Origin of the sequence: Marinobacter sp. DSM 26671, assembly GCF_900112835.1 — a bacterium.
Taxonomy (GTDB): domain Bacteria; phylum Pseudomonadota; class Gammaproteobacteria; order Pseudomonadales; family Oleiphilaceae; genus Marinobacter; species Marinobacter flavimaris.
Genome location: NZ_FONF01000005.1, coordinates 200,758 through 224,577, shown reverse-complemented (window position 1 = coordinate 224,577; position 23,820 = coordinate 200,758). Strand labels below are relative to the sequence as shown.

Below are 23,820 nucleotides of genomic sequence, written 5' to 3'. Positions count from 1 at the left end.
ATTCGTGGAAGAGCAACCGATCATCATCAAGCGGAAAAAGGTTGTTGCAGGTGGCCATCACGGTGGCTCCTGGAAGGTCGCGTTTGCCGATTTCGCCACCGCCATGATGGCTTTCTTTCTGGTTCTCTGGTTAACCGCTACGGCATCGCCGGAGCAAAAAAAAGCGGTTGAGGGTTATTTCCGGGATCCTGTCGGCTTTACCGAGGGCGGCTCGCCCAATCCAGTTGATCTTGAGGGCAGTGCTTCGGTGGTCAATGAGGCAAGCCCGGATATTGAATCCAGCCAGATCCAGATTGAAGACGAGATGGTCGATGAGCTCTCCGAAACTCTGGAGCAGCGACGGATGCGTGAGCTGTTCCAGGAGTTGAAGGAACAGATCAAACAGGATGCAACCTTGCAGGAATTCAAGGACCAACTGTTGCTCGATATTACCGACGAAGGTTTGCGCATCCAGGTTGTCGATCGTTCCAACCGCCCCATGTTTGACAGCGGGCGGGCAGAACTCAAGTACTACTCTCAAGACATTCTGTTTGAGCTTGCGAAGACTCTGGGTTCAGTTAACAACAAGCTCAGCATTACCGGCCATACCGACTCGACACCGTTTAACGGCCGGCCTGGTTACACCAACTGGGAGTTGTCGGCAGACCGCGCAAACACGGCCCGTAGGGCGCTTGTTGCCGGGGGCGTGCGTCAGCAGCAAATTGCCCGCGTTGTGGGGCTGAGCGATTCCGTGCTGTTCGACAAGGATGACCCGAATGCGCCGGTGAACCGCCGCATATCCATCATCGTCCTGAACAAGAAAACCGTCGATAACATACAGACAAGTGCTGGCCGGTACGATGAACCTCTCATCGACCTCACCAAGCCGGCCGAAGACGAGCAAGAGGAGGCCCGTGAGCGCCTGGAAAGCGGCGAATGGCTGGAGGAACAAGAAGAGCCGGCGCCAGGAGAGCTAAACTGGTAGCGCTGGGATAGTCATTCCAGTTTTAGACCGCGGGCCTGCTGCTCCGTCATATCCTGAAGAATCCGGTGAAAGCTTTTCAGCCGCTCCGGGCTGATTTTCCCTTCCTCCGCAGCTCTGTCGATGGCGCAACCGGGGTCACCCATGTGCCGGCAGTTGCGGAACTTGCAGGTGCCGATCACCTCCCGAATTTCCCGAAAGCCATACTCGATCTCCTGCGCTGTCATATGCCAGAGCCCGAACTCACGGATCCCCGGCGAGTCAATCAGATCGCCTCCGAGCGGCAGGTGGAACAGTTTAGCCGTGGTTGTCGTGTGAATCCCCTTGCCGGTGCTCTCAGACACAGCCCCCACGCGAATGGCCTCATCGGGCATCAGAGTCTGGATAATGGATGACTTGCCCACCCCGGATTGCCCGACGAATACGCTGGTCTGATCTTTCACCAGTGCCTCAACCTCTGGCGAAGGTTTAGCACCGGACTCAGCGGCAGACGTTCGAACCACCTCATAGCCCAGTGCCTCATACCGGCCCAGAAGCGCGTCGATGTACTCCCGGTTGCTGTCGGTGATCAGATCGGTCTTGTTCAACAGAATCACTGCCGGAATGTCTGTGATCTCGGATGCCACCAGATACCGGTCAATCAGGTTATCGTGAGGTTCCGGCTCCGGCGCAATCACAAGAATAATATGATCAATGTTTGCGGCCACCGGCTTCAGGGCACCAAAATTATCCGGCCGCTGCAGCAGATTGCGGCGCTCACTGCGGGCAACGATAACGCCCGTCTCATTCTTCCCCGGCCGCCAGACAACCTTGTCGCCAGTTACCAGGCTATCGATATTGGCCCGAACAAAGCAGCGAACCACATCGCCTTCCTGGTCGCCTTCAAGCGCTTCGACATCCAGCTGTTGCCCGTAGTGAGCAATAACCAGCCCTTCCTGCTCTGGCCCGAGCTCGCCGGCGTCGGCCTGCTCCTGAACCTTCTTCTCCTTGCGCGCCGCCCGGGCCGCACGCTCCTCCTGGACTTTCTTGATGCGGAATTGCTGCTGTTTGTTCAGTCGCCGTTTTGCCATTTATGTCCCGGATAACCAGATGAAAGTTTCGCCCTTGGTGTGCCATCATACTGCAATCGTAGCTACTCGGCTTGGGCAATGCCGAGACGTTCAAGGTATATCACCTGATTTCGCAGTGGGGCTGGGTCCGGCTTTCCGGAAATGTCGGCGGCCATGGATGGCCGACGCCATGCGCACATGGATGTGCTCGTAGCGGTTTCCGGAAAGCCGGACCCAGCCCCACTATCACCGCACTTAGAAGGTTGGTAACAAAATGGCAGAAGGCAATCGCCTCGTTTGGATCGATCTGGAAATGACAGGCCTGGATCCGGAAAAAGAACGGATCATCGAAATGGCCACAATTATCACCGATTCGGAACTCAATATTGTCGCGGAAGGACCGGTTATTGCCGTCCATCAGCCACAATCCTTTCTGGATTCCATGGACGAATGGTGTACCCGTACCCATGGTGAAAGCGGACTCACCAAGCGCGTTCAGGAAAGCGATATCTCCGAGTCTCAAGCCGAACAGCAGACCATCGAATTCCTGAAAAAACACGTAGAAAAGGGCCAGTCACCCCTGTGCGGCAACAGCATTGGCCAGGATCGCCGGTTCCTCGTCAAATACATGCCCGAACTGGAAGACTTCTTCCATTACCGGAATCTCGATGTATCCACAGTGAAAGAACTTGCCCGCCGCTGGCGCCCGGATGTCCTCGCCGGCGTAAAAAAGAAAGGTAGCCACCTTGCACTCGACGACATCCGGGACTCCATCAACGAACTGCGTCATTACCGGGAACAGTTCTTCAAGCTATAGGCCATGCCGCTTCAGAGCCCACTGGACGTGCTCGCGGACCATCTCGGAAGGGTGGTCCGCGCGCTTTTTCAGGGCCTCAATTACCGGAATGGTTGACGGCGCATTGCCCAGCCCGACCGCCAGGTTGCGGAGCCAGCCCTCGTAGCCTGTTCGCCGAATTGCAGAGCCCTCGGTGCGTTTGAGGAATTGCTCCTTGGTCCAGAGAAAAAGCTCTGCCAGCGAGCTGTTGTCCAGTCCGTGCCTCGGTTGAAAGTCCTTTTCGCTGGTTGGTTTGCTGAACTTCTGCCATGGACACACCAACTGGCAGTCATCGCAACCGAAAACCCGGTTGCCCATCAGCGGCCGGAGTTCCTCTGGGATACTCCCTTTTAGCTCGATGGTTAGATAGCTGATGCAACGCCGGGCATCAAGCTTGTGCGAGCCAACAAAGGCGTCCGTCGGGCAAAGGTCGAGGCAGGCCGAACAGCTGCCGCAATGATCCGTTTCAAAGGGTTCATCAATGGGCAGGGGGGCGCTGGTGAAGATTTCCCCGAGGAAAAAGAACGAGCCGGCCTTCGGGTGAATCAGCATATTGTTCTTGCCGATCCAGCCGAGGCCTGCTCTCTGCGCCAGTGCGCGTTCCAGCACCGGAGCGCTGTCTACAAAAGCCCGGTAATCGTATCCGCTAACGGCCTCATCAATCTTCGCTGCCAGCTGTGCAAGACGCTTACGGATCAGTTTATGGTAATCCCGACCCAGCGCATAACGCGTGACATAAGCACCCTCCCGGTTAGTAAGCGCTTCTTTCGGACTGTCTGGTGAGGGCAAATAGTCCATTCTCACGGATATAACCCGCGTGGTGCCCGGCGCCAGAGAGGCAGGCGTATAGCGCTTGTCACCGTGGTGGGCCATGTAATCCATCTCGCCCTGGTAACCTGCCGCAAGCCAGTCCTTCAGATGGTCGGCGTGCTCGCCCGTGTCCGCGTTGGTAATGCCCACATCGGCAAACCCGAATTCAGCTGCCCACCGGCGGATGAGCGACGGCAGATCCGCAAGTTCCGGGTGTGTCGTGGTACAGGTTGCTGTGGTGCTCATAGTGACTGCCGATGCTGGAATTCGGTGCTGAACCCGTGTACGGATATTTAATCTGATTAAGTTATGACCTTTTCTACTGTTTTGCTATGCTTTACAGGTATCTGGCCAATTTTCTTAAACCGGTTTCTGTAACGGGAGCAAAGGTTCATGCCGCCGTCCGCTGGGCACAGTCTACCAGACGCACTGTTTTCCGCCGATGCGGTGAGGCAGATCGATCGCTATGTGATTGATCAGCAAGGTGTTGATGGTTTTGAACTGATGCAGTCCGCCGCCCACGCCGCTTTTCGCTGCCTGGTACGGCATTGGCCAAACTGCGGCTCGGTGCTGGTCCTGTGCGGTGCGGGTAACAACGGTGGTGACGGTTACCTGGTCGCGGCAAGTGCGAAAAGGCACGATCTGGACGTCAGCTGTGTCGCGGTTGCGCCAACCGGCAAATTGTCCGGCGACGCCCGTAAAGCCTGGCAAAAGGCCCTGGCGGACGGTGTAGATGTTCTTGACCTCGAGGCTCTCGGCGAGTCATCGCTGGACGATCTGTTTGCCAGCGCGGGCCTGATTGTTGATGCCATGCTCGGTACTGGCGTGTCCGGTGCCCCCCGGGAACCGTTTGCGACTCTGATAAGCCGGTGTAACAGCGCTTTAGCGCCTGTCCTTGCAGTGGATCTGCCCTCCGGGCTTAATGCGACCACGGGAGCGGCCGAGGGGGATGTGGTTAATGCGGCCAGGACAGTGACCTTTATCGGGCTCAAGGCTGGCTTGTTCACGGGGCAAGGTGCAGCAGCGTGCGGCGAGGTGGTTTTCGAATCTCTGGATACCGACGAGGGTATCGCCGGTAGCGGCCAGAAGCCCGTCGCCCGCCGTCGTGACTGGGGTTCTGTGATGCCCTGGCTACCACCCCGGCCTGCCAACGCTCACAAGGGAAGATTCGGGCATGTGCTGGTGGTTGCGGGTGATCGCGGATTCGGTGGGGCCGGTCTGCTGGCGGCAGAGGCTGCGGCGCGATCGGGTGCCGGGCTCGTGTCGTTGGCGACCCGCCCCGAGCATGTGACAGCGGCCCTGGCAAGATGTCCATCCGTCATGGTTCATGGCCTGATCCATGGCTCGGAGTTGCCGACGTTGCTTGATGCTGCCTCGGTTGTCGTGTGTGGCCCGGGTATCGGGCGAAGCGCCTGGGGCCAGCAGATGCTCGAGCAGGTGGTTGCCAGCGGCAAGCCGCGGGTGCTGGATGCGGATGCGCTGAACCTTTTGTCTGGTCGGGTAGCCATCCCAGCGGATAATCACATCCTGACTCCTCATCCGGGCGAGGCGGCCAGGTTGCTGAATTGCCTGGTGCCCGAGGTTGAGGCAGACAGGATGGCCGCCGCCAGAAATCTGCAGGCGCTGTATGGCGGCACGGTGCTTTTGAAAGGCGCCGGCACCGTTGTCGCGTCTGAGGACGGTGGCCTGGATATCATCAGTGGCAGCAATCCCGGAATGGCGACTGGCGGAATGGGAGATGTGCTCTCAGGTATTGTTGCGGCTGTTCTGGCTCAGATTGGCGACGGACAGAAAGCGGCCGTGCTGGGTGCATCCGTGCACCTTGCTGCGGCTGACCGTGCTGCGAGAACCACGGGGTTTATCGGGCTGATACCGACCGATGTTATCGATGCGCTGCCGTTGGTGTTTCGGGAATCTGAAAGGAGTCCGGGGGCTGAATCGTTATGAGCATAATGGGTAACGAGCGTCGGGTTTTTCTGGAGAACGAGGCCGAAACCGAGCATCTCGGTCGGGAGCTGGCCAGAACCGTCGTGGAATCTGGCCATGGCCTGGTTGTTTATCTGGATGGTGAGCTTGGCATGGGTAAAACCACCATCAGTCGGGGCGTCATGCGCGGATTGGGTCATGAGGGGGCCGTAAAGAGCCCGACCTATACCCTGGTAGAGCCCTACGAGACTCTGAATCCACCGACATACCATTTTGATCTTTATCGCCTGGGCGACGCCGAAGAACTGGAATACATGGGCATCCGCGATTATTTTTCCGCCGAAAACCTGTGCCTGATCGAGTGGCCCGAGAGAGGCAAGGGCATATTGCCCGAGCCGGACCTGGAGGTTCATCTCGAAACCCGGGGAGAGGGGCGCTCTGTAGTCCTCAGGGCCCGCTCAGAGCCGGGCGCCGGGGTGCTGAACGAACTGGAGTTGATTGGTCCGGCGTCATAGTGAGCCCGGAACCGGGAATAAACTGGCAGGTAAGCTTTATGAATTGTGCAAAGCTGAGTAAACAACTGGTCTGGCCGATTGCGCTATTGCTTATGACATTGGCGTTTCACGGTTCGGCGGCGACACAGGTTGAGAGTGCCCGTATCTGGCCCGCGCCCGATCATACCCGGCTGGTTCTGGACACTGGCGGGCAGGTGGAGCACAACATTTTCTCCCTGAGCGGCCCGGCGCGGCTGGTGATCGATCTCAAGAATGCCAACCTGAAGACCGATTTTTCCGGTCTGGACCTTTCCGGCAGTCCGATCAAGCGAATCCGCAGCGCCCCCAGAAACGGCACCGATTTGCGCGTCGTTCTGGATCTCAAGGCTGACATCAAACCGCGGAGTTTTCAGCTCGAGCCGAATCAGCAGTACGGCCACAGACTGGTGGTCGACCTGATTGATGAAAGCGGTAGCCGGCTGGAAAAGGCGACAACGCCCACCGTGACCCAGGATTCATCCGGAAAGCGGGACGTTATTGTGGTCATTGATGCCGGGCACGGCGGGGAAGATCCGGGTGCTATTGGTACGCGGGGAACCCGTGAAAAGGATGTGGTTCTGAAAATGGCGAAAACCCTGGCCAACCTCATCAATGATCGGCCGGGTTATACCGCCAAGCTGACCAGAACCGGGGACTACTACATTGGCCTTCGCAATCGCACGATTCTGGCCAGGAAATACAACGCTGACCTGTTCGTCTCGGTCCATGCCGACGCCTTCCGTACACCACAACCCAAAGGTGCCTCGGTCTTCGCCCTTTCCCAACGCGGCGCCACCAGTGAAACCGCCCGTTGGCTGGCCAATAGTGAGAACCGGTCGGATCTGATCGGTGGTGCCGGCGGGCTGTCCCTCGATGGCCGTGACGACATGCTTGCCGGTGTTCTGCTGGACCTCTCCATGACGGCCAGTATCAACGCCAGTCTGGGGGTTGGCAGTTCGGTCCTGGGCAAATTGGGCGGCGTGGCGAAGTTGCACAAGCCTGGCGTTGAGCAGGCCGCTTTTGCGGTTCTGAAATCACCGGATATTCCCTCCATCCTCGTGGAAGCAGGCTTCGTATCGAATCCCCAGGAAGAGAAAAACCTGGCCACTGAGTGGTATCGCAACAAGCTGGCCGGCGCCATCATGAAAGGCATAGATGACTACTTCCAGAAAACGCCCCCGCCTGGAACCCTGCTGGCGTGGCAAAAACAGAATCGCCAGGGTGGAAACAGCATCAGCCACTATCGGATACAGCGTGGAGACACGCTATCCGGCGTGGCCCGGAAAAATCAGACGACCGTCAGTGAGCTGATGCAGTTTAACGACCTTCGGGACGACCGTGTTATGGTAGGGCAAACCATTCGTATTCCCGCGTCCTGATCAAGAGGTTTTTCTGTAACATGCCCCCCATTCGATTGCTGTCACCGCGGCTCGCGAACCAGATTGCCGCGGGTGAGGTGGTTGAGCGCCCCGCGTCTGTCGTCAAAGAACTGGTTGAAAATGCCCTGGATGCCGGCGCCAACCGCGTCGATGTTGAGGTGGAGCAGGGCGGCGTCAAGCTGATTCGAGTTCGGGATGACGGCAGTGGTATTGAGGAAGACGATCTTCCCCTGGCGCTAAGCCGCCATGCGACCAGCAAGATTGCCAGTCTGGACGATCTGGAAGCCGTGGCGTCCCTGGGTTTCCGGGGAGAAGCGCTTGCCAGTATCAGCTCTGTCTCTCGTCTTACCCTGACCTCAAGGACCGAGTCGCAGGAAGCGGCCTCTCGGGTCGAGGTCGAGGGCCGGGAAATGGACGCGAGAATTTCGCCTGCAGCGCATCCGGTCGGAACGACCGTTGAAGTGCGCGACCTGTTTTTTAACACCCCGGCTCGCCGCAAATTCCTGCGTACTGAAAAGACAGAATTCAATCACGTCGAAGAATGTGTGCGGCGCCAGGCGCTGAGCCGTTTCGATGCTGGCTTCACGTTGCGCCATAACCAGCGTGTCGTTCAAAGCCTCAGGCCAGCGGAATCGGCCCTCGATCGCGAGCGTCGGATTGGATCCCTGTGCGGCCAGCAGTTTATCGATAACGCGGTGGTTATTGATGCGGAGGCCACCGGGCTGCGCCTCTGGGGTTGGGTCGCTCTTCCCACATTTTCGCGCAGCCAGGCCGATCTTCAGTATTTTTTCGTCAACGGCCGCGTTATTCGTGACCGCCTGGTAGCTCATGCCGTGCGCCAGGCCTATCGGGATGTACTCTACAATAACCGGCACCCGGCGTTTGTATTGTATCTGGAAGTCGACCCCGCCACCGTCGATGTAAACGTCCACCCGACCAAGCACGAGGTCCGGTTCCGGGATGGTCGGCTGGTTCACGATTTCATCTTCAGAACCCTGCACAAGGCGCTGGCCGATGTCCGGCCGGACGATCATTTCCGCGGCGCGGTGGCGCAGTCCTTTGGTCGCGAAGCAGTCACCCAGGGTCAGGAAGCCGTTCCGTCCACCGGTGCCTCTGCAGAGGCGGGCTGGAACGGCCAGCCATCGGTATCCAGCTATGGTTACCCCGGCAGCTCAGGCGCCGGCTTTGGCGGACAGTCGCAGCCCCAACAGGAGTGGCGCGCCAGCGATCAGATGGCGTTTTATCAGTCCCTGAATGCCGGTGGCGGAAGCGACGGACAGCAGGCTATGCCCGTAAGCGATCGCGCCGCCACACCAATGCCAACACCGCCTGCAGACAGTGACCAGGAGCCGCCGCTCGGATATGCCATCGCCCAGCTGCACGGGATCTATATTCTTGCCCAGGGTCGTGCGGGGCTCATTGTTGTGGACATGCACGCGGCCCACGAGCGCATTACCTATGAGCGAATGAAGCGGGCGCTTGCCGAGCAGGACCTTAAAAGCCAGCCGTTGCTGGTGCCGCTGTCGCTGGCGGTCAGCCAGAAAGAAGCCGCCCTGACCGAGAGTCACGGTGAAGAACTGCAGAAGCTTGGTCTCCAGATTGAGCGGATTGGTCCGGAAACCCTCGCTGTGCGGCAGGTGCCCGCGCTTCTGCGGGGTGCTGACACAGAACAGCTGGTGCGTGACGTTCTGGCGGATCTCACTGAGCACGGTCAGAGTGATCGTGTCGAGGCGGTGACGCATGAGCTGCTCGGCACCATGGCATGCCATGGTTCAGTGCGTGCCAACCGGCAGTTGACCATTCCGGAGATGAATTCGCTGCTCAGGGACATGGAGGCGACCGAGCGCAGTGGCCAGTGCAACCATGGCCGGCCGACATGGACCCTGGTGACCATGTCTGAGCTGGACAAGCTGTTTCTCCGGGGGCGCTGAGGTGTCACTGCCTCCTGCCATCTTTCTGATGGGGCCCACGGCTTCCGGAAAGACAGACCTGGCCATGGCGCTCTGCGACCACCTGCCTTGCGACATCATCAGCGTAGATTCCGCAATGATCTATCGGGGTATGGATATCGGAACGGCCAAACCCACGGCCGCAGAGCTCGCGCGGGCGCCCCACAGGCTGATTGATATCTGCGATCCGGCGGAAACATACTCCGCTGCGGATTTCCGTCGGGACGCGCTGACCGCCATGGCCGAAATAACGGCCGCAGGCAGGATCCCGCTTCTAGTCGGCGGCACCATGATGTATTTCAAAGCGTTGCTGCATGGAATGTCCGGTCTGCCATCGGCCAGCCCCGACGTACGACGGGCGCTGGAGCAGGAGGCAGAGGAGCGGGGTTGGGAGGCTTTGCATGAAGAGCTGCGGGCCAGTGATCCGGTGGCAGCCGAGCGGATCCATCCGAACAACCGGCAGCGTCTGATGCGGGCCCTGGAGGTATTGCGCCTTACCGGCAAGCCGATTTCGGAGTTCTGGCGAGCCGATCAGGGTGGCTGTGAGCAAACGACGGCAGTGGCGCAGGTCGGCGACATTGAGGATTACACCTATTTCACTCGCTGGCAGGCAGACGAAACATCTTTGCTTCCGTATACTGTAATTCAACTTGCCGTGACGCCGCCTGAGCGGCGGGTGCTTCATGAGCGGATTCGCCTGCGGTTTCTAAAAATGCTGGAGGCGGGGTTCGTTGATGAAGTTCGGGCTCTGATGATCCGGGACGACCTGCACCCTGATCTCCCTTCCATGCGTTGTGTCGGATATCGCCAGGCCTGGAGCTATTTGTCCGGGGAAGACGACTACGAGACATTTGTCAGCAAGGGAGTGGCAGCAACACGCCAACTGGCGAAGCGGCAGTTGACCTGGTTGCGCAAGTGGTCAGATGTGGACTGGCTGGACAGCGGCGACAAACATATCGCTGAGGTAGCCTTGAAAAAAATCCGACTTCGCACCACATTTAATTTTGACAAATGACGATCTGCATTTACTAAAAACAGGAGAAAACACATGTCAAAAGGGCATTCGTTACAAGACCCTTACCTCAATGCATTGCGCAAGGAACGCATTCCGGTTTCCATCTTTCTGGTCAACGGTATCAAGCTTCAGGGCCAGATTGAGTCTTTCGACCAGTTCGTGATTTTGCTGAAAAATACTGTCAGCCAGATGGTCTACAAGCACGCTATTTCCACTGTGGTTCCTGCCCGAAATGTCCGCATTCCGCAGCAGGCTCCGGGAGGAGAGGGCGAGTCTGAAGACTGATCCATCCGTTTCCCGATCTTGCCACCCGCGTTCCAGAGGATCCCGACAAGGGGTCTTGTGGCTGCGGGTGTTTGTTTTTATGACCCTCATCATGTGTTTACCCCGGAGTTGATGCCAATTGTTTGAACGTCCTGATGTCGGTGAGCGCGCGGTCCTCGTCCACATCGATTTTACTGCCCACGATGGTACCGAAGACCCCGGTGAGTTCCGGGAGCTGGTCACCTCTGCCGGTGTTGAGCCTGTCTCAACCGTTACCGGGTCCCGCAAGCAGCCCAGCCCCAGATTTTTCGTTGGTGAGGGCAAGCTGGAAGAAATTCGTGATGCAGTAGCGGCGAACGAAGCGGATGTGGTGTTGTTCAACCATGCCCTGAGCCCACGCCAGGAGCGCAACATTGAGCACGAGCTCAAGTGCCGTGTGCTGGACCGCACCGGTGTGATTCTTGATATCTTCGCTCAGCGGGCACGGACTCACGAAGGTAAGCTTCAGGTAGAGTTGGCGCAGCTCGAGCATATGTCCACGCGACTGGTTCGGGGCTGGACCCACCTTGAGCGACAGAAAGGTGGTATCGGGCTGCGCGGGCCTGGTGAAACCCAGCTGGAAACCGACCGCCGGCTCTTGCGGGAGCGCATCAAGTCTATCCACAAGCGTCTGGAAAAGGTTCGTCGCCAGCGCAACCAGGGCCGCAGGGCCCGTCAGCGGGCTGACATCCCCACCGTATCGCTGGTTGGATATACCAACGCCGGTAAATCCACTTTATTCAACCGTATTACCACTTCCTCCGTATATGCTGCAGACCAGCTGTTCGCCACGCTGGATCCGACGTTGCGGCGGCTGGAACTTCCGGATGTCGGGCCGGTCGTAATGGCGGACACCGTGGGCTTCATCCGGCATCTGCCGCACAAGCTGGTTGAGGCGTTCCGGGCGACGCTTGAGGAAACAACGCAGGCGACGCTGCTGCTTCACATCATCGACAGCCATGACCCGCGCCGCGAGGAGAACATTGAGCAGGTTGAGGAAGTGCTTGCGGAGATCGGGGCGGACGACATTCCCATGCTGCAGGTGTTCAACAAGATTGATCTGCTTGAAAATTTCACGCCTCGGGTTGAGCGCAACGAAGAGGGTATCCCGGTGAGAGCGTGGGTTTCCGCGGTTACTGGCGAAGGCCTGGACGGCTTGTTCGATGCGATCGTGGAGCGTGTGGCCGAAGACGTCGTTCACCACTTTGTCCTGCTGGGTCCCGCGGATGGCAAACTGCGTGCACTTTTGCATGAGGCAGGATCGGTGATCAGCGAGGAATACCGGGATACCGGCGACACGGTGGTTGAGGTGCGCCTGCAGAACCGGGATTGGCATCAGCTGCTGAGCCGCGCCGGTGTGAATGAAAAGTCAGTCAGGCTGGACGTGGGTCACGCCTGAAACCGCAGCGGCTATTGCCGGGGCGGAGATAAATCCCTAGTATTTGCAGTCATTCTATTTATAAGTCAGTAACGGAGAGCACTATGGCCTGGAACGAACCGGGTGGAAACCGTAACGACAATGACCCCTGGGGTACCGGTGGTGGTCGACGCGGCAATGATCAGGGGCCGCCAGACCTCGATGAGGCGCTGAAAAAAGGTCTCGACAAGCTCAACAAGATGCTGGGCGGCAAGGGTGGCAAGTCCGGCGGCAGCGGTGGCAGTAGCGGCGGCAGCGCCGGTGGTTTTGGTGCGATTCTCGCACTGGCAGCCATACTGGTGGTCGGCTATGTCATCTTCCAGTCCTTCTATACCGTGGACGAACAGGAGCGGGCGGTGGTTCTCCGTTTCGGTGAATACCACCAGACCGAGAATCCTGGCCTGAGATTCAAGGTGCCACTGATCGATAGCGTCACCAAGGTCCGCGTGACTAACGTGCGTACCGCTGAGTCCAGTGGCCAGATGCTGACCCAGGACGAAAACCTGGTAACGGTTGACCTCCAGGTGCAGTACCGCGTTGGCGACGCAGAAGCCTACGTGCTGAATGTGCGTGACTCCAACCAGGCGCTGGCCTTTGCAACGGATAGTGCGATCCGTCACGAGGTCGGTAGCTCGACACTCGACGACGTACTGACCGAAGGTCGTGCAGAACTGGCCGTGCGGGTCGAGCAAAGGCTCCAGATGTTCCTGCGGGAATACGGCACTGGTCTGGAGTTGGTGCGGGTTAACGTTGAAAGCACCCAGCCACCACCAGCGGTCCAGGATGCCTTCCGTGAAGTCCAGAGGGCCCGTGAGGACGAGCAGCGGGTGAAGGAAGAAGCTGAAACCTACCGCAACCGGATCGTTCCGGAGGCTCGTGGTGAGGCCCAGCGCATGATCGAAGAAGCCAACGCCTACAAGGAAGAGGTGATCGAGCGGGCCCGTGGTGAGACCTCGCGTTTCCTTGAGCTACTGGCCGTCTATCAGATGTCTCCGACAGTCACTCGCGAACGTTTGTACTTACAGACGGTCGAAGAAGTCCTTGCTAACAGCAGCAAGATCCTGGTTGATACGGAGAGCAGTGGCAACATGATGTACCTGCCGCTTGATCGACTGACCCAGGGCTCGCTGCCCCGTACCGGTGGATCATCCTCCGGCAACAACCAGGGCAACGTGGACATCCAGACCCTGACTGATCAGGTTCTTCAGGAACTGCGAAGCAGGCAGGATACTACCGTTCGGAGGAGCAGATAATTATGGGACCTAAAGGTGTAGTGGGCCTTGCAGGCGCCCTGATCGTTGTCCTGCTGGTACTGTCCAGTGTGTACATCATTCCGGAAACCCATCGGGGTGTTCTGCTCCGGTTCGGTGAGCTGGTAGAGACCGATATCCAGGCCGGTATCCATTTCAAGGTTCCGGTCATCGACCAGGTTCGTGAATTCGACATCCGGGTTCTCACCATGGATCTGCCCTCGCGGCAGTATCTGACCGTGGAGAAGAAACCGCTGGATGTGGATTCGTATATTGCCTGGAAGATCCGTGATGTGGACCAGTTCTATCGAGCGACTGGCGGTGACGAGTTCCGCGCTCAGTCCCTGTTGTCCTCCCGTGTTGATAACGGCCTGCGGGACGAGTTTGGTATCCGGACCATGGTCGAAGTGGTCTCGGGCCAGCGGGATGAGCTGATGCACACGCTGCGGGATCGCGTAAACCAGACTGCCCAGAACGAATTCGGTATCGAGGTTCTCGACATTCGTGTAAAGGCTATCGAATTCCCGGGTCAGGTGAGCGAAAACGTCTACCGTCGGATGGCGACCGAGCGTGAGAAACTGGCTCAGGAATTCCGTTCGCGGGGTCGGGAGTTGGCCGAAGGTATTCGCGCCGATGCGGATCGTCAGAGAACCGTTATTCTCGCGGAAGCCTTCGCTCAGTCAGAAGAAACCCGGGGTGAAGGTGACGGTCAAGCGGCCAGAATCTACGCCGATGCCTACGGCTCCGACGCGGAATTCTACAGCTTCTACCGGAGCCTGCAGGCTTACCGCAATACCTTCATGAGCAAGGATGACATCATGGTGATTGATTCCAACAGCGCGTTCATGAAGTTCCTGAACGATCCGCAGGGTGCCCGTTAACCCTGCACGTTGAGACCAAAAACCGGAATACCTCTGTATTCCGGTTTTTTTGTGCCCGGCAACCGTGTAAAATTCTGCCGGTTTTGTGTCGGGCTTTTGCCGAGTGCCGCCTTAAATCCTGTGTGATCCCCCCAGCCACCTGTGCCGGAGCGGATATAACGGACAACGGAATCTCATGACAGTATCTGATCGCTGGTTACTGCCAGACGGGGTAGAGGACATTCTTCCCCCGCTGGCCGGACGGATCGAATCCCTGCGTCGGGATGTAATGGATACCTGCCAGCGCTGGGGCTACCAGCTGGTAATCCCACCGCTCATTGAATATCTCGAATCCCTGTTTACCGGAACCGGAAACGATCTGGAGCTTCAGACCTTCAAGCTCACCGATCAGTTGACCGGGCGGATGATGGGTGTTCGCGCCGATATGACGCCTCAGGCGGCGCGCATTGATGCCCATACCCTGGGCCAGGAAGGGATCACCCGTCTTTGCTATGCAGGGCACGTACTCCACACCCGCCCAAGGCATATGCTGACAGGTCGAACACCGATTCAGGCCGGCTGCGAACTGTTTGGCAGTGGCTCTGAAGCGGCGGATATGGAAGTGATCAGCCTGATGCTGGAAACCCTCAGGGTTGCCGGCTTGCCCCGTATCCATCTGGATCTGGCTCACGTTGCCATCTATGAGAGTCTGATCGGCGAGGCGGACTTTGATCGGGATACGGAGAGCGCCATTTTTGATGCCATGGCCCGCAAATCGGTGCCGGAGCTTGATCAACTGCTCGGTCAATGCCCTCCAGGCTCTGCGGGTGCTCGTTTGCGTGAGCTTGCCCGGGTCAGTGGTGGCCCGGAAGCCTTGAACGAGGCCCGTCGGATCCTGCAGGGTGCCTCTGACAGCCTGGACGCGGCACTCGACCAGCTTGGGCGTGTGTCTGACATGCTGGGAAGGGATTACCCGGATATCAGCTTCGGATTCGATTTCTGTGAGCTTCGTGGCTACAACTACCACACGGGCCTGGTGTTTGCAGCCTACGTGCCGGGCCACGGCGATTCCGTGGCCAAGGGTGGCCGTTATGATGCGATTGGAAGTGACTTTGGCCGCGCCCGCCCGGCAACGGGGTTCAGTCTTGATATTCGCTCGCTCGTCTCTCTTGGCGAGCGCGTGACTCGCAGTGCCGGCGCTGTCTGGGCGCCGGCGGATGACGACCCCGCCCTGGAAGGCGTGATCTCCGGTCTGAGAATGACGGAAACCGTTGTTCGTGCCCTTCCCGAAGACGAGGGCGTTAACCCTGCCGCCAGAGGCTGTGACCGTGAGCTGGTCAAACAGGGTGGCCAATGGGTTGTGCAGAAGCTGGGCTGATGCCCCCGGGGCCTCGGTGAATTCATTTACAGGTAAACTTGCGAAACGCCTGTCCTGCGGGGCAGCCGCATTGAGAGAGAATCATGGGTAAAAATGTTGTTGTGCTGGGCACCCAGTGGGGTGATGAAGGCAAGGGTAAGATTGTTGACCTGCTGACCGACAAGGTTGCAGCGGTTGTCCGCTTCCAGGGCGGGCACAATGCCGGTCATACCCTGGTAATTGACGGCAAGAAAACAGCGCTTCACCTGATTCCTTCCGGCATTCTGCGGCAACACGTCTATTGCCTCATCGGCAACGGTGTTGTCCTGTCGCCCGAGGCTCTGCTGAAAGAAGTGCGCGAGCTGGAAGCCAATGACGTGGCGGTTCGCGATCGCCTCCGCATCAGTCTGGCGTGCCCGATCATTCTGCGTACTCATGTTCGAATTGATCAGGCCCGTGAAAGGGCTCGTGGTGTCGACAAGATCGGCACAACCGGTCGCGGTATTGGCCCGGCCTATGAAGACAAGGTTTCCCGTCGTGGCCTGCGCCTGGGCGATCTGTGCAATCCCGCCGACTTCGAAATGAAGCTCCGGGAGATCATGTCATACCACAACTTCATCCTGACCGAGTACTTCAAGGAAGAGGCTGAGGACATTGATGCCGCACTGGAAGAGCTGAAGCAGATGGGCGAGGAAATTTTGCCCATGGCGGCAGACGTGACTGACATGCTGCATGATTTCCGTAAGCGTGGAGAGAATATCCTGTTCGAGGGTGCCCAGGGCTCGCTGCTGGATATCGATCTTGGCACCTATCCGTATGTGACTTCTTCCAACACCACCGCTGGCGGCACGGCCACCGGTTCCGGCTTCGGCCCGCTGTTCCTCGACTATGTGCTGGGGATCACCAAGGCGTATACCACCCGTGTAGGCTCCGGACCGTTCCCGACCGAACTGTTCGACGATATGGGCAACCACCTGGCGGTGAAGGGCAACGAAGTCGGCACTACAACCGGGCGCGCCCGCCGTTGTGGCTGGTTCGATGCGGTGGCTCTGCGCCACGCCATCCAGATCAACAGTGTGTCCGGTATCTGTCTGACCAAGCTGGATGTGCTGGACGGACTGGAAACCGTGAAGGTTTGCGTAGGCTACAAGACGCCTAACGGCGAGATTTTCCGGCCGCCCATCGGCTGCGACAGCTACAAGGACATCGAGCCGGTTTATGAGGAACTGCCCGGCTGGAGCGAAAGCACCGTTGGCCTGACCAGCGTTGATCAGTTGCCGGAGAACGCCAAGGCCTACATCCGTTTCCTGGAAGAGCAGATCGAAGCGCCGATCGATGTGATATCTACTGGTCCGGATCGTATCGAGACGATTACATTGCGTCACCCGTTCGGCGAGTAATCGCCAACGTTAAAAAAAACCGCCCTGCTTAAAAGGCACGGCGGTTTTTTTGTGTTCAGGGCTTCTCGGCAATCACGGTAGCACGCAACGGCCCCGGGTATCCTTCCACGGTTTTTGAGGGGTCGTTCGGATCCAGAAAATCCTGGAGGGAGTTGAAACGCATCCAGTCGGTGCTTCGCTGTTCGTCTGTGGTCGTAGGGGTGACATCGACCACCCGGGCATTCCGGAAGCCGGTGCGCTCCAGCCAGCGCAGCAGTGTGTCGCAGGAGGGGAGGAACCAGACGTTCCGCATCTGCCCATAGCGATCCTCGGGCATCAGGCTGAAGCCCTCAGGGCCTTCAACGACAAGTGTTTCCAGTACCAGTTCCCCGTCCCTGCGAAGCGTCCCCTTCAGTTCAAGCAGATGATCGAGCGGTGAGCGCCGATGATAGAGAACCCCCATGGAAAAGGTGGTGTCGAAGGTTTCAAGGTCGGCGGGGAGGTCTTCCATCCGAACGGGCAGCAGGTCTATCGGGACATCACCGAGGTAGTCCTTGACGCTGAAGAACTGGAACAGGAACAGCAGCCCCGGGTCGATGCCGATCACCCGGCCCGCGCCCTCGCCCAGCATGCGCCAACAGTGATACCCGGAGCCACAACCCACATCCAGTATGCGGCGACCGGAAAGGTCTGAAAGATAGGGCGACACGCGGTCCCACTTCCAGTCAGAGTGCCATTCGGTATCGATGTATGTACCGAAGAAGTCGAAGGGGCCTTTGCGCCAGGGCATCAGGCCGCGTAATCCGAGTTCCAGTTGCTCCCGTTGTGCCACGGTCAGGGGCTGCCTGGAGGTCAGGGTTACCGCGGATTGGTCCAGTTGCGCGTCTACCTGAGTCAGACCGGGTAGCTGGTCAAGGGCAGCTTGCCAGCGATCGAGATCGCCGTGGGGGCGGTCCTCAAAGCGGTGGGTCAGTTGCTGTTGGAGTTGCGTCGCCCAGTGCTCCAGGCCGTCTTTCTCAAGTTCATCGATGATAGGCCCGAACCGGGCTTTCCAGTCAAAGTCTGCCATGGTCATTCGGTGGTTTGGTTGGCCTTTATGGCGAGCATGGAAACAAAGTTGAAGCACTGATACCACACCACCACGTCATCGAAACCTGCCGACAACAGGCGCGCCTTGTGCGCAGCCAGTGTTTCGGGAATCAGCACCTGTTCGATCGCCGTGCGTTTCTGGCTTATTTCAAGATCCGAATAGCCGTTGGCGCGCTTGAATTCGTGATGCAGTCGGGTCTGAATGGCTTGCTCGTCGTCAGATTCAAAGCGAACTTTCTCCGACAGGATCAGGACACCGCCAGGACGCGTGGCATCAGCAATGCGCGCAAGCAGGCCGGCCCGCTTCTCCGGATCGACAAACTGCAAGGTGAAATTCAGAGTGGTCACCGAGGCATTACTCAGCTCGGTGTCCAGAATATCCTCGCACCTGAGGGTAACGGGGAGCGCACTGTCGTCCAGTGCAATGTAATGCTCGCAGCGTTCGATCATGGCGCTCGAGTTATCCACTCCGATCAGGTTGCAGTCCGCATTGGCGATACCATGGCGCATTGCCAGCGTGGAAGCGCCGAGTGAGCAGCCCAGGTCATAGCAGTTGGTGGCGGGCTGGGCATATTGCTCCGAGATAACCTCGATCATCGGAATGACGGTGGTGTAGCCCGGCACCGAGCGCCGGATCATGTCCGGAAACACCCTTGCCACCGATGCGTCGAATCGGAAGTCCTCCGGCCGGCGCTCTGTGGCAAACAGCCGGTCCGTGGTCTGCTCGGGTGCCTCCGACGGCTTGCGGGATTTATTCATTGGTGTCCGGAGTCTCGGGGGCGGGCAGAACGGCAGGCCCGGTTGGGGAGGGCCTTGAGCAGCGTACGCCGCGATTTTTATAGTCCACCAGGATTCCCCGGAACGAGGGATCCACATCGGCGGCAATTGCCAGGTAACCATTTTCGCAAACGGCGTGCAGTTCCGAGGCTTTGGGCGACATGCGAAACGGATCCTCCTCGGTTACATGGATGGCCTGGAAATCGCCAACAGGCATATGATCCTTGTTCTCGCTGTGGTTGATCCTGCCGCTCATCTCCAATACAAGAACGGTGCCAATAGCCGCAACCACAGCGGTTACGATCAGGCTACGGACGGTGTAACGGGCCTCATTCTGGCTCATGCATACCTCAAATCAAACGAATTAAAAGTGTTGGTCAGTATTGTCCCGGCACCGTGATGGCCGGTGACTGCAAGGCTGATAACTGCTCCCGGAGCGACAGAATCTGGTCTGACCAGAACCGTGGCTGGGCAAACCAGGGAAAGAATCGCGGAAATGCAGGGTCATCCCAGCGCTTTGCCAGCCACGCGCAATGGGCAATCTGCCGGAAGCAGCGTAGCGGCTCAATCAGGTGGCGCTCGCGGCGATTGAAATCACGGAACATTTCATAGCCTTCCAGCAACTCTCCCAGCTGGGCGCCGCGCTCGAAGTCGTCTCCGTTCAGCAGCAACCACATATCCTGAATGGCGGGCCCGGTGCGGCAATCGTCGAGATCCACGAACAGCATCTGTTCGTCCCGGCAGAGAATATTACCGGCATGGCAGTCGCCATGAAGTCGCAGGGTTTCCACCGGACCGGCTTCGTCAACCCGAGCGGCACAGAGTCTTTGCAGGTCAGGAATCAGGCTGTCCCAGGCTGGCCTCAGATCCGTGGGAATCCAGTCTCCCCGTAACAAAAGCCGATTGCTGGCTTCGATGCCATCCAGCAAATCCATGCCCGAGCGATGGGCAAACGGTTTTTTGGCGCCAATATTGTGGATCTGACCCAGCCATTGCCCCAGCCGGTAAAGGGTATCGGTAACACTGGTGTCTGGTGCTTGCCCGCCACGCTGCGGAAATACCGCAAACAGGAACTCACCATGGCGCCCGAGCGTGTCCCCGGTCGCCAGCTTCATAGGTGCTACAACCGGAATGTCGGCTTCCAGGAGCTCCAGGGTGAATGTATGTTCCTCGCGGATTTCCGCTTCGCTCCATCGGCCCGGCCGATAGAACTTGGTAATTACCGGGGCGCCTTCATCCAGGCCTACCTGATAGACCCGGTTTTCATAGCTGTTCAACGCGAACAGCCGGCCACTTACCGCAAACCCTGCCTCTTCCATCGCATCCAGAATGATATCCGGCGTCAGGGAATCGTAGGGGTGGGTGGATGCCGCAAGTGAGGGGTCATGGGTCATAAAGGGCGTTTCAGAGCCTTGTGTCGTATTTGGATTTCATGGTTTGCAGATGGTACCAGTTTTCGTCCAGCTCCCAGCGGATACGGCTGATGCCAGAAGCCCCAAGAATAACGTCTCCGGCACGGGCCTGAACCTGTGCAAGCTCGCGTTCTGCCCGCTGCCAGTCGCGATGACTGTCCCCAAGATTGCGCATACTCGGAAATACCGCACTCAGCGCCTTGTGGGTGGACGTGGTGTGGGACCGCAGTGAGCTCATAATGGCCGTGTCGCCCTCCACCCTCAGTACCCGGTGCTTGTAGGGGTAGCTGGCAACCACCTCATCCGCTTTCAGCCGCTCGTTCAGGCTGATTACTTCAAAGCCCCGCCAGCCTAGCCACCCGACAAAGAGGGCCGCCACCACCATTACCAGAACAAACTGCTTCCTGTCAGACATCATAAGCCGGGCTCCATGCACTACTTTCCGGAGCCAAGTATAACCGGTATGGGCTCTTGAGTAATGTATTGAGCCCGCCGGCGCCCGTTTTCGCCGGGCTGGCGGTATAGGATATGCTCAACCTCTTGTCAGTGGAGCAGGGCCAACCATAAGTGTCGACAGAAGTGCTGGAAATCCAAACCGTTGTTATCGGCGCCGGTGTCATTGGGCTGGCTATTGCCCGCGCTCTGGCTAGAGCCGGGCATGAGGTCATCGTTCTGGAAAGCTCAGACCGGTTTGGTGAGGGCATCTCCTCACGAAACAGCGAAGTCATTCACGGCGGCATTTATTATCCGCAAGGATCACTGAAGGCGGAGTTGTGTGTTGAGGGTCGACGGCAGCTTTACGACTATTGCCTGACGCACAAGGTTGGACACCGTAAATGCGGTAAGTGGATTGTTGCCGTCGACGAGGCACAGAATGACAAGCTCTTTGATATTCAGGCTGCGGCAGCCAGCAACGGTGTTGAACTTGAGCTGTATGATGGCGAAAGAGTCGCCCGAGGCGCTCCGGGTATTTGCGCCAGCTCGGGGCTCTGGTCCCCCGAAACCGGTATTGTCGACAGCCACGGGCTGATGCTCTCCTTGCTTGGCGAGCTCCATGATGCCGGCGGCCAGCTCGCTCTACGCTCACCGGTAGCGGCTGCTGAATCGGATAGCCAGCGGCACCGTCTAAACGTGGCAGGCGAAACCCCGCTAATTCTGGAAGCGAAAAATGTCATTAACGCCGCCGGGCTCGGCGCCGTCCCGCTGGCAAAAAACTGGGCAGGTCTGCCCGACGACTGCATTCCCCGGCAATGGTTCGCGAGGGGCGTCTACTTCAGCTACAGCGGACGAACACCTTTCAGGACCCTGATCTATCCGGTTCCTGAACCCGGGGGCCTGGGTATCCACCTGACTCTCGATCTCGCTGGCCAGGCCCGTTTCGGTCCGGATGTAGAGTGGATCGAAAAGGAAGACTACACCGTGGAACCCAGCCGCCAGGAAGGCTTCGCCAGAGGCATCCGCCAATGGTGGCCAGGACTCGACCCGACCCGACTTCAGCCCGCCTATGCCGGCATCCGACCGAAGCTGATAGGCCCCGATGGTGGCTTCGCGGATTTCCGGATTGATGGTCCAGAGACGCACGGTATGCCGGGACTGGTTAATCTGTTCGGTATCGAATCGCCGGGTTTAACATCCTGCCTGGCAATTGCTGAGCGTGTAAAAGCTTTGCTGTCTTAACCTGGCGTCCGGGCTAGTGCCCAAACCTGAATGTTCCGGGCCCCGGCCTCCCGAAGTGCTGATGATAAAACCCTGACGGTCGCGCCGGTGGTCACCACATCATCGACAATCGCTATTCGCTCTGGCACTGGCGGGATGACCTCAAATACCCCGCGAAGATTCGCCAGTCGGGCCTCCCGGTTCAACTCCCGTTGAGACCGGACACGGCGAACCCTTCTGACAAGTCCGTTGTCGACCGGGAGATCCAGGGCGCTGGCAATCGTCTCGGCAATGTCCTGGGCCTGATTGAACCCGCGTTGCCGGCGTCGCCGCGCATCCATTGGCGCGGGTACCAGTACTTCTGGCATTGCGATAGCACCATCGAGCCGAGCCTTCTGCACCAAGTCAGCAAAATCCGCCATCAATGGTCTTCCGAACTTGCGCTGGCCCCGATACTTGTATCGGCCAATCATGCCGTCGAGTGGGTACTGGTAGCGCCAGGGAATAAAAGAGCTATCGAAAGCCGGCGGGTGTTTCATACAGTCACCGCAGAGCAGCTCCGAGGAGGGAAAAGCCAGGGGCAGGGCGCAGCAGCGACAGTGCCAGCGGTTCACTGGTAGGTCGCCCCGGCAAGGCTGGCATAAGCCGTTGAATGCCTGTGAGGAAAGGCAGGCGACACACAGTCCGCCGTGCCTGATGCTGTTAACCTTTTTGTCCACGAAGGTTGACAGCCAGTTCAGTCCCTTTATCATCTGATTCATCCGTAAACCCAGAGACCGGGAAAGGTTAACAGGACTTTTACATGACCGCTACAGAACTCCGCCACGACTGGACACTGCAGGAAGCTCGCGAGCTTTTCGAACTCCCTTTTAACGATCTACTGTTCCGTGCCCAGAGTGTGCATCGCCAGTATTTTGATCCTAACGAGGTTCAGGTAAGCACCTTGCTGTCGATCAAGACCGGCGCCTGCCCGGAGGATTGCAAATACTGTCCCCAGAGCGGTCATTACAACACCGGTCTTGAGAAAGAGAAGCTGCTGGAAATCGAAAAAGTTGTGGCTGAGGCCAGGGCCGCGAAAGAAAAGGGGGCTTCCCGGTTTTGCATGGGCGCCGCCTGGCGCAGTCCTTCGAAGAAGGACATGCCTTATGTTCTGGACATGGTCAAACAGGTGAAGTCCCTGGGGCTTGAGACCTGCATGACCCTTGGCATGCTCAAAGAGGAGCAGGCGGCAGAACTGGCCGATGCCGGGTTGGATTACTACAACCATAACCTGGATACCTCTGAGAAGTACTACAGCCACATCATCACCACTCGAACCTACCAGGATCGACTGGACACTCTCGACAATGTTCGCAAGGCCGGAATGAAGGTTTGTTGCGGTGGCATTATGGGTATGGGCGAAGACGAGGATGACCGGGTTGGTCTGCTGATGCAGTTGGCAAACCTTCCTCACCATCCGGAGAGTGTGCCGGTGAACATGTTGGTGAAGGTGAAAGGTACGCCCATGGAGGATGTCGAGGATCTGGATCCATTCGAGTTCATCCGCATCATTGCGGTGGCGCGGATCTTGATGCCGGCTTCCCACGTTCGCCTGTCAGCTGGGCGTGAAAACATGAATGAGCAGATGCAGGCTCTGTGTTTCATGGCTGGTGCCAACTCGATCTTCTACGGCGAAAAGCTCCTGACCACCTCCAATCCGGAGGCCGATGCCGATATGCTGTTGTTCAAACGCCTCGGTATTCGCCCAGAGCAGCGGGAGCAGTGTGCGTCGGAGGAGCAGGAAGAGGAGGCGATTGCCGAGGCCGTGGAGTATGAGGCGACCCGTCACATGTTCTACGACGCTACGCGGGAGTCTGCCTGAGT

At 58.3% G+C, this 23,820-nt stretch carries 23 protein-coding genes; 15 read left to right on the top strand and 8 right to left on the bottom strand.

Translation table 11 applies throughout. The features are described 5' to 3' along the window. Nucleotides 1–4: 4 nt before the first annotated feature. On the top strand, nucleotides 5–964 hold the full coding sequence (motB, locus tag BM035_RS07845; protein ID WP_092031018.1) for a flagellar motor protein MotB: 960 nt from the start codon (nucleotides 5–7) through the stop codon (nucleotides 962–964). Nucleotides 965–975: 11 nt separating this feature from the next. Here the strand turns inward: motB and rsgA are convergent, their stop codons facing one another. Next, nucleotides 976–2,031, bottom strand: coding sequence for a small ribosomal subunit biogenesis GTPase RsgA (gene rsgA, locus BM035_RS07840; RefSeq protein ID WP_092031016.1), 1,056 nt, complete (start codon nucleotides 2,029–2,031; stop codon nucleotides 976–978). 253 nt (nucleotides 2,032–2,284) lie between these two features. On the opposite strand from rsgA, the gene orn reads away from it, so the two are divergent. Next, nucleotides 2,285–2,827 carry an oligoribonuclease gene (orn, locus tag BM035_RS07835; RefSeq protein ID WP_092031015.1) on the top strand — a complete coding sequence of 181 codons (543 nt, stop codon included), beginning with the start codon at nucleotides 2,285–2,287 and terminating at the stop codon, nucleotides 2,825–2,827. On the opposite strand, the gene queG is transcribed toward orn, so the two are convergent. Then, a complete protein-coding gene (gene queG / locus BM035_RS07830; RefSeq protein WP_008174130.1) occupies nucleotides 2,822–3,901 on the bottom strand; it encodes a tRNA epoxyqueuosine(34) reductase QueG in 1,080 nt (359 codons plus the stop codon). The genes orn and queG overlap by 6 nt on opposite strands. Nucleotides 3,902–4,048: 147 nt before the next feature. Between queG and BM035_RS07825 the strand changes: the two genes are divergently transcribed. The 11 genes from BM035_RS07825 to BM035_RS07775 all read left to right on the top strand — a co-directional run bounded on the left by BM035_RS07825 (nucleotide 4,049) and on the right by BM035_RS07775 (nucleotide 17,044). Beyond that, a complete protein-coding gene (locus tag BM035_RS07825; protein ID WP_008174132.1) occupies nucleotides 4,049–5,602 on the top strand; it encodes a bifunctional ADP-dependent NAD(P)H-hydrate dehydratase/NAD(P)H-hydrate epimerase in 1,554 nt (517 codons plus the stop codon). Then, nucleotides 5,599–6,096 (top strand): tRNA (adenosine(37)-N6)-threonylcarbamoyltransferase complex ATPase subunit type 1 TsaE, encoded by a 498-nt coding sequence (gene tsaE / locus BM035_RS07820; RefSeq protein ID WP_092031013.1) that lies wholly within the window; start codon nucleotides 5,599–5,601, stop codon nucleotides 6,094–6,096. The genes BM035_RS07825 and tsaE overlap by 4 nt, the downstream gene beginning before the upstream one ends. A gap of 92 nt (nucleotides 6,097–6,188) precedes the next feature. Continuing rightward, nucleotides 6,189–7,493: an N-acetylmuramoyl-L-alanine amidase gene (locus BM035_RS07815; RefSeq protein ID WP_405421045.1), complete on the top strand. Its 1,305-nt coding sequence runs from the start codon at nucleotides 6,189–6,191 to the stop codon at nucleotides 7,491–7,493. Between the two features lie 20 nt (nucleotides 7,494–7,513). Next, a complete protein-coding gene (mutL, locus tag BM035_RS07810) occupies nucleotides 7,514–9,424 on the top strand; it encodes a DNA mismatch repair endonuclease MutL (RefSeq protein WP_092031010.1) in 1,911 nt (636 codons plus the stop codon). 28 nt (nucleotides 9,425–9,452) lie between these two features. After that, entirely contained in the window at nucleotides 9,453–10,457 is a 1,005-nt protein-coding gene (gene miaA, locus BM035_RS07805) for a tRNA (adenosine(37)-N6)-dimethylallyltransferase MiaA (protein ID WP_081467497.1), read from the top strand. Nucleotides 10,458–10,490: 33 nt separating this feature from the next. Beyond that, nucleotides 10,491–10,742 carry an RNA chaperone Hfq gene (gene hfq / locus BM035_RS07800; RefSeq protein WP_008170056.1) on the top strand — a complete coding sequence of 84 codons (252 nt, stop codon included), beginning with the start codon at nucleotides 10,491–10,493 and terminating at the stop codon, nucleotides 10,740–10,742. Between the two features lie 118 nt (nucleotides 10,743–10,860). After that, nucleotides 10,861–12,159: a ribosome rescue GTPase HflX gene (hflX, locus tag BM035_RS07795; RefSeq protein ID WP_008170060.1), complete on the top strand. Its 1,299-nt coding sequence runs from the start codon at nucleotides 10,861–10,863 to the stop codon at nucleotides 12,157–12,159. Nucleotides 12,160–12,242: 83 nt separating this feature from the next. Next, entirely contained in the window at nucleotides 12,243–13,430 is a 1,188-nt protein-coding gene (gene hflK / locus BM035_RS07790) for an FtsH protease activity modulator HflK (RefSeq protein WP_053112707.1), read from the top strand. Nucleotides 13,431–13,432: 2 nt separating this feature from the next. Next, entirely contained in the window at nucleotides 13,433–14,308 is an 876-nt protein-coding gene (gene hflC, locus BM035_RS07785) for a protease modulator HflC (RefSeq protein ID WP_008170064.1), read from the top strand. Nucleotides 14,309–14,483: 175 nt separating this feature from the next. Next, complete coding sequence (locus BM035_RS07780; RefSeq protein ID WP_062781852.1) at nucleotides 14,484–15,665, top strand: ATP phosphoribosyltransferase regulatory subunit; 1,182 nt, start codon at nucleotides 14,484–14,486, stop codon at nucleotides 15,663–15,665. 83 nt (nucleotides 15,666–15,748) lie between these two features. Continuing rightward, on the top strand, nucleotides 15,749–17,044 hold the full coding sequence (locus tag BM035_RS07775; protein WP_008170068.1) for an adenylosuccinate synthase: 1,296 nt from the start codon (nucleotides 15,749–15,751) through the stop codon (nucleotides 17,042–17,044). 55 nt (nucleotides 17,045–17,099) lie between these two features. Here the strand turns inward: BM035_RS07775 and cmoB are convergent, their stop codons facing one another. The 5 genes from cmoB to BM035_RS07750 are packed head-to-tail and all read right to left on the bottom strand — an operon-like array spanning nucleotide 17,100 to nucleotide 20,719. Beyond that, a complete protein-coding gene (cmoB, locus tag BM035_RS07770; protein ID WP_175497361.1) occupies nucleotides 17,100–18,092 on the bottom strand; it encodes a tRNA 5-methoxyuridine(34)/uridine 5-oxyacetic acid(34) synthase CmoB in 993 nt (330 codons plus the stop codon). Nucleotides 18,093–18,094: 2 nt separating this feature from the next. Beyond that, a complete protein-coding gene (cmoA, locus tag BM035_RS07765) occupies nucleotides 18,095–18,871 on the bottom strand; it encodes a carboxy-S-adenosyl-L-methionine synthase CmoA (RefSeq protein ID WP_008170072.1) in 777 nt (258 codons plus the stop codon). Then, a complete protein-coding gene (locus BM035_RS07760; RefSeq protein WP_008170074.1) occupies nucleotides 18,864–19,232 on the bottom strand; it encodes a hypothetical protein in 369 nt (122 codons plus the stop codon). Before BM035_RS07760 ends, cmoA begins: the two co-directional genes overlap by 8 nt. Before the next feature lie 34 nt (nucleotides 19,233–19,266). Then, complete coding sequence (locus tag BM035_RS07755) at nucleotides 19,267–20,283, bottom strand: serine/threonine protein kinase (RefSeq protein ID WP_092031007.1); 1,017 nt, start codon at nucleotides 20,281–20,283, stop codon at nucleotides 19,267–19,269. A 10-nt stretch (nucleotides 20,284–20,293) separates the two neighbouring features. Next, complete coding sequence (locus tag BM035_RS07750; protein ID WP_008170078.1) at nucleotides 20,294–20,719, bottom strand: hypothetical protein; 426 nt, start codon at nucleotides 20,717–20,719, stop codon at nucleotides 20,294–20,296. A 161-nt stretch (nucleotides 20,720–20,880) separates the two neighbouring features. Between BM035_RS07750 and BM035_RS07745 the strand changes: the two genes are divergently transcribed. Beyond that, entirely contained in the window at nucleotides 20,881–21,978 is a 1,098-nt protein-coding gene (locus tag BM035_RS07745) for an NAD(P)/FAD-dependent oxidoreductase (protein ID WP_092031005.1), read from the top strand. Here BM035_RS07745 and BM035_RS07740 read toward each other — a convergent pair. Beyond that, nucleotides 21,975–22,496 (bottom strand): ComF family protein, encoded by a 522-nt coding sequence (locus BM035_RS07740; RefSeq protein WP_227497727.1) that lies wholly within the window; start codon nucleotides 22,494–22,496, stop codon nucleotides 21,975–21,977. The two genes, BM035_RS07745 and BM035_RS07740, sit on opposite strands and share 4 nt — an antisense overlap. A gap of 263 nt (nucleotides 22,497–22,759) precedes the next feature. Between BM035_RS07740 and bioB the strand changes: the two genes are divergently transcribed. Continuing rightward, the gene (gene bioB / locus BM035_RS07735) at nucleotides 22,760–23,818 is read left to right on the top strand and encodes a biotin synthase BioB (RefSeq protein ID WP_092031003.1); all 1,059 of its coding nucleotides are present in this window, start codon (nucleotides 22,760–22,762) and stop codon (nucleotides 23,816–23,818) included. Nucleotides 23,819–23,820 lie beyond the last annotated feature (2 nt).

Coding starts and splice junctions, on each gene's coding strand:
- rsgA (WP_092031016.1), bottom strand. CDS start 2,031: ATGGCAAAACGGCGACTGAACAAACAGCAGCAATTCCGCATCAAGAAA.
- orn (WP_092031015.1), top strand. CDS start 2,285: ATGGCAGAAGGCAATCGCCTCGTTTGGATCGATCTGGAAATGACAGGC.
- queG (WP_008174130.1), bottom strand. CDS start 3,901: ATGAGCACCACAGCAACCTGTACCACGACACACCCGGAACTTGCGGAT.
- BM035_RS07825 (WP_008174132.1), top strand. CDS start 4,049: ATGCCGCCGTCCGCTGGGCACAGTCTACCAGACGCACTGTTTTCCGCC.
- tsaE (WP_092031013.1), top strand. CDS start 5,599: ATGAGCATAATGGGTAACGAGCGTCGGGTTTTTCTGGAGAACGAGGCC.
- BM035_RS07815 (WP_405421045.1), top strand. CDS start 6,189: ATGACATTGGCGTTTCACGGTTCGGCGGCGACACAGGTTGAGAGTGCC.
- mutL (WP_092031010.1), top strand. CDS start 7,514: ATGCCCCCCATTCGATTGCTGTCACCGCGGCTCGCGAACCAGATTGCC.
- miaA (WP_081467497.1), top strand. CDS start 9,453: ATGGGGCCCACGGCTTCCGGAAAGACAGACCTGGCCATGGCGCTCTGC.
- hfq (WP_008170056.1), top strand. CDS start 10,491: ATGTCAAAAGGGCATTCGTTACAAGACCCTTACCTCAATGCATTGCGC.
- hflK (WP_053112707.1), top strand. CDS start 12,243: ATGGCCTGGAACGAACCGGGTGGAAACCGTAACGACAATGACCCCTGG.
- hflC (WP_008170064.1), top strand. CDS start 13,433: ATGGGACCTAAAGGTGTAGTGGGCCTTGCAGGCGCCCTGATCGTTGTC.
- BM035_RS07780 (WP_062781852.1), top strand. CDS start 14,484: ATGACAGTATCTGATCGCTGGTTACTGCCAGACGGGGTAGAGGACATT.
- BM035_RS07775 (WP_008170068.1), top strand. CDS start 15,749: ATGGGTAAAAATGTTGTTGTGCTGGGCACCCAGTGGGGTGATGAAGGC.
- cmoB (WP_175497361.1), bottom strand. CDS start 18,092: ATGGCAGACTTTGACTGGAAAGCCCGGTTCGGGCCTATCATCGATGAA.
- cmoA (WP_008170072.1), bottom strand. CDS start 18,871: ATGAATAAATCCCGCAAGCCGTCGGAGGCACCCGAGCAGACCACGGAC.
- BM035_RS07760 (WP_008170074.1), bottom strand. CDS start 19,232: ATGAGCCAGAATGAGGCCCGTTACACCGTCCGTAGCCTGATCGTAACC.
- BM035_RS07755 (WP_092031007.1), bottom strand. CDS start 20,283: ATGACCCATGACCCCTCACTTGCGGCATCCACCCACCCCTACGATTCC.
- BM035_RS07750 (WP_008170078.1), bottom strand. CDS start 20,719: ATGATGTCTGACAGGAAGCAGTTTGTTCTGGTAATGGTGGTGGCGGCC.
- BM035_RS07740 (WP_227497727.1), bottom strand. CDS start 22,496: ATGAAACACCCGCCGGCTTTCGATAGCTCTTTTATTCCCTGGCGCTAC.
- bioB (WP_092031003.1), top strand. CDS start 22,760: ATGACCGCTACAGAACTCCGCCACGACTGGACACTGCAGGAAGCTCGC.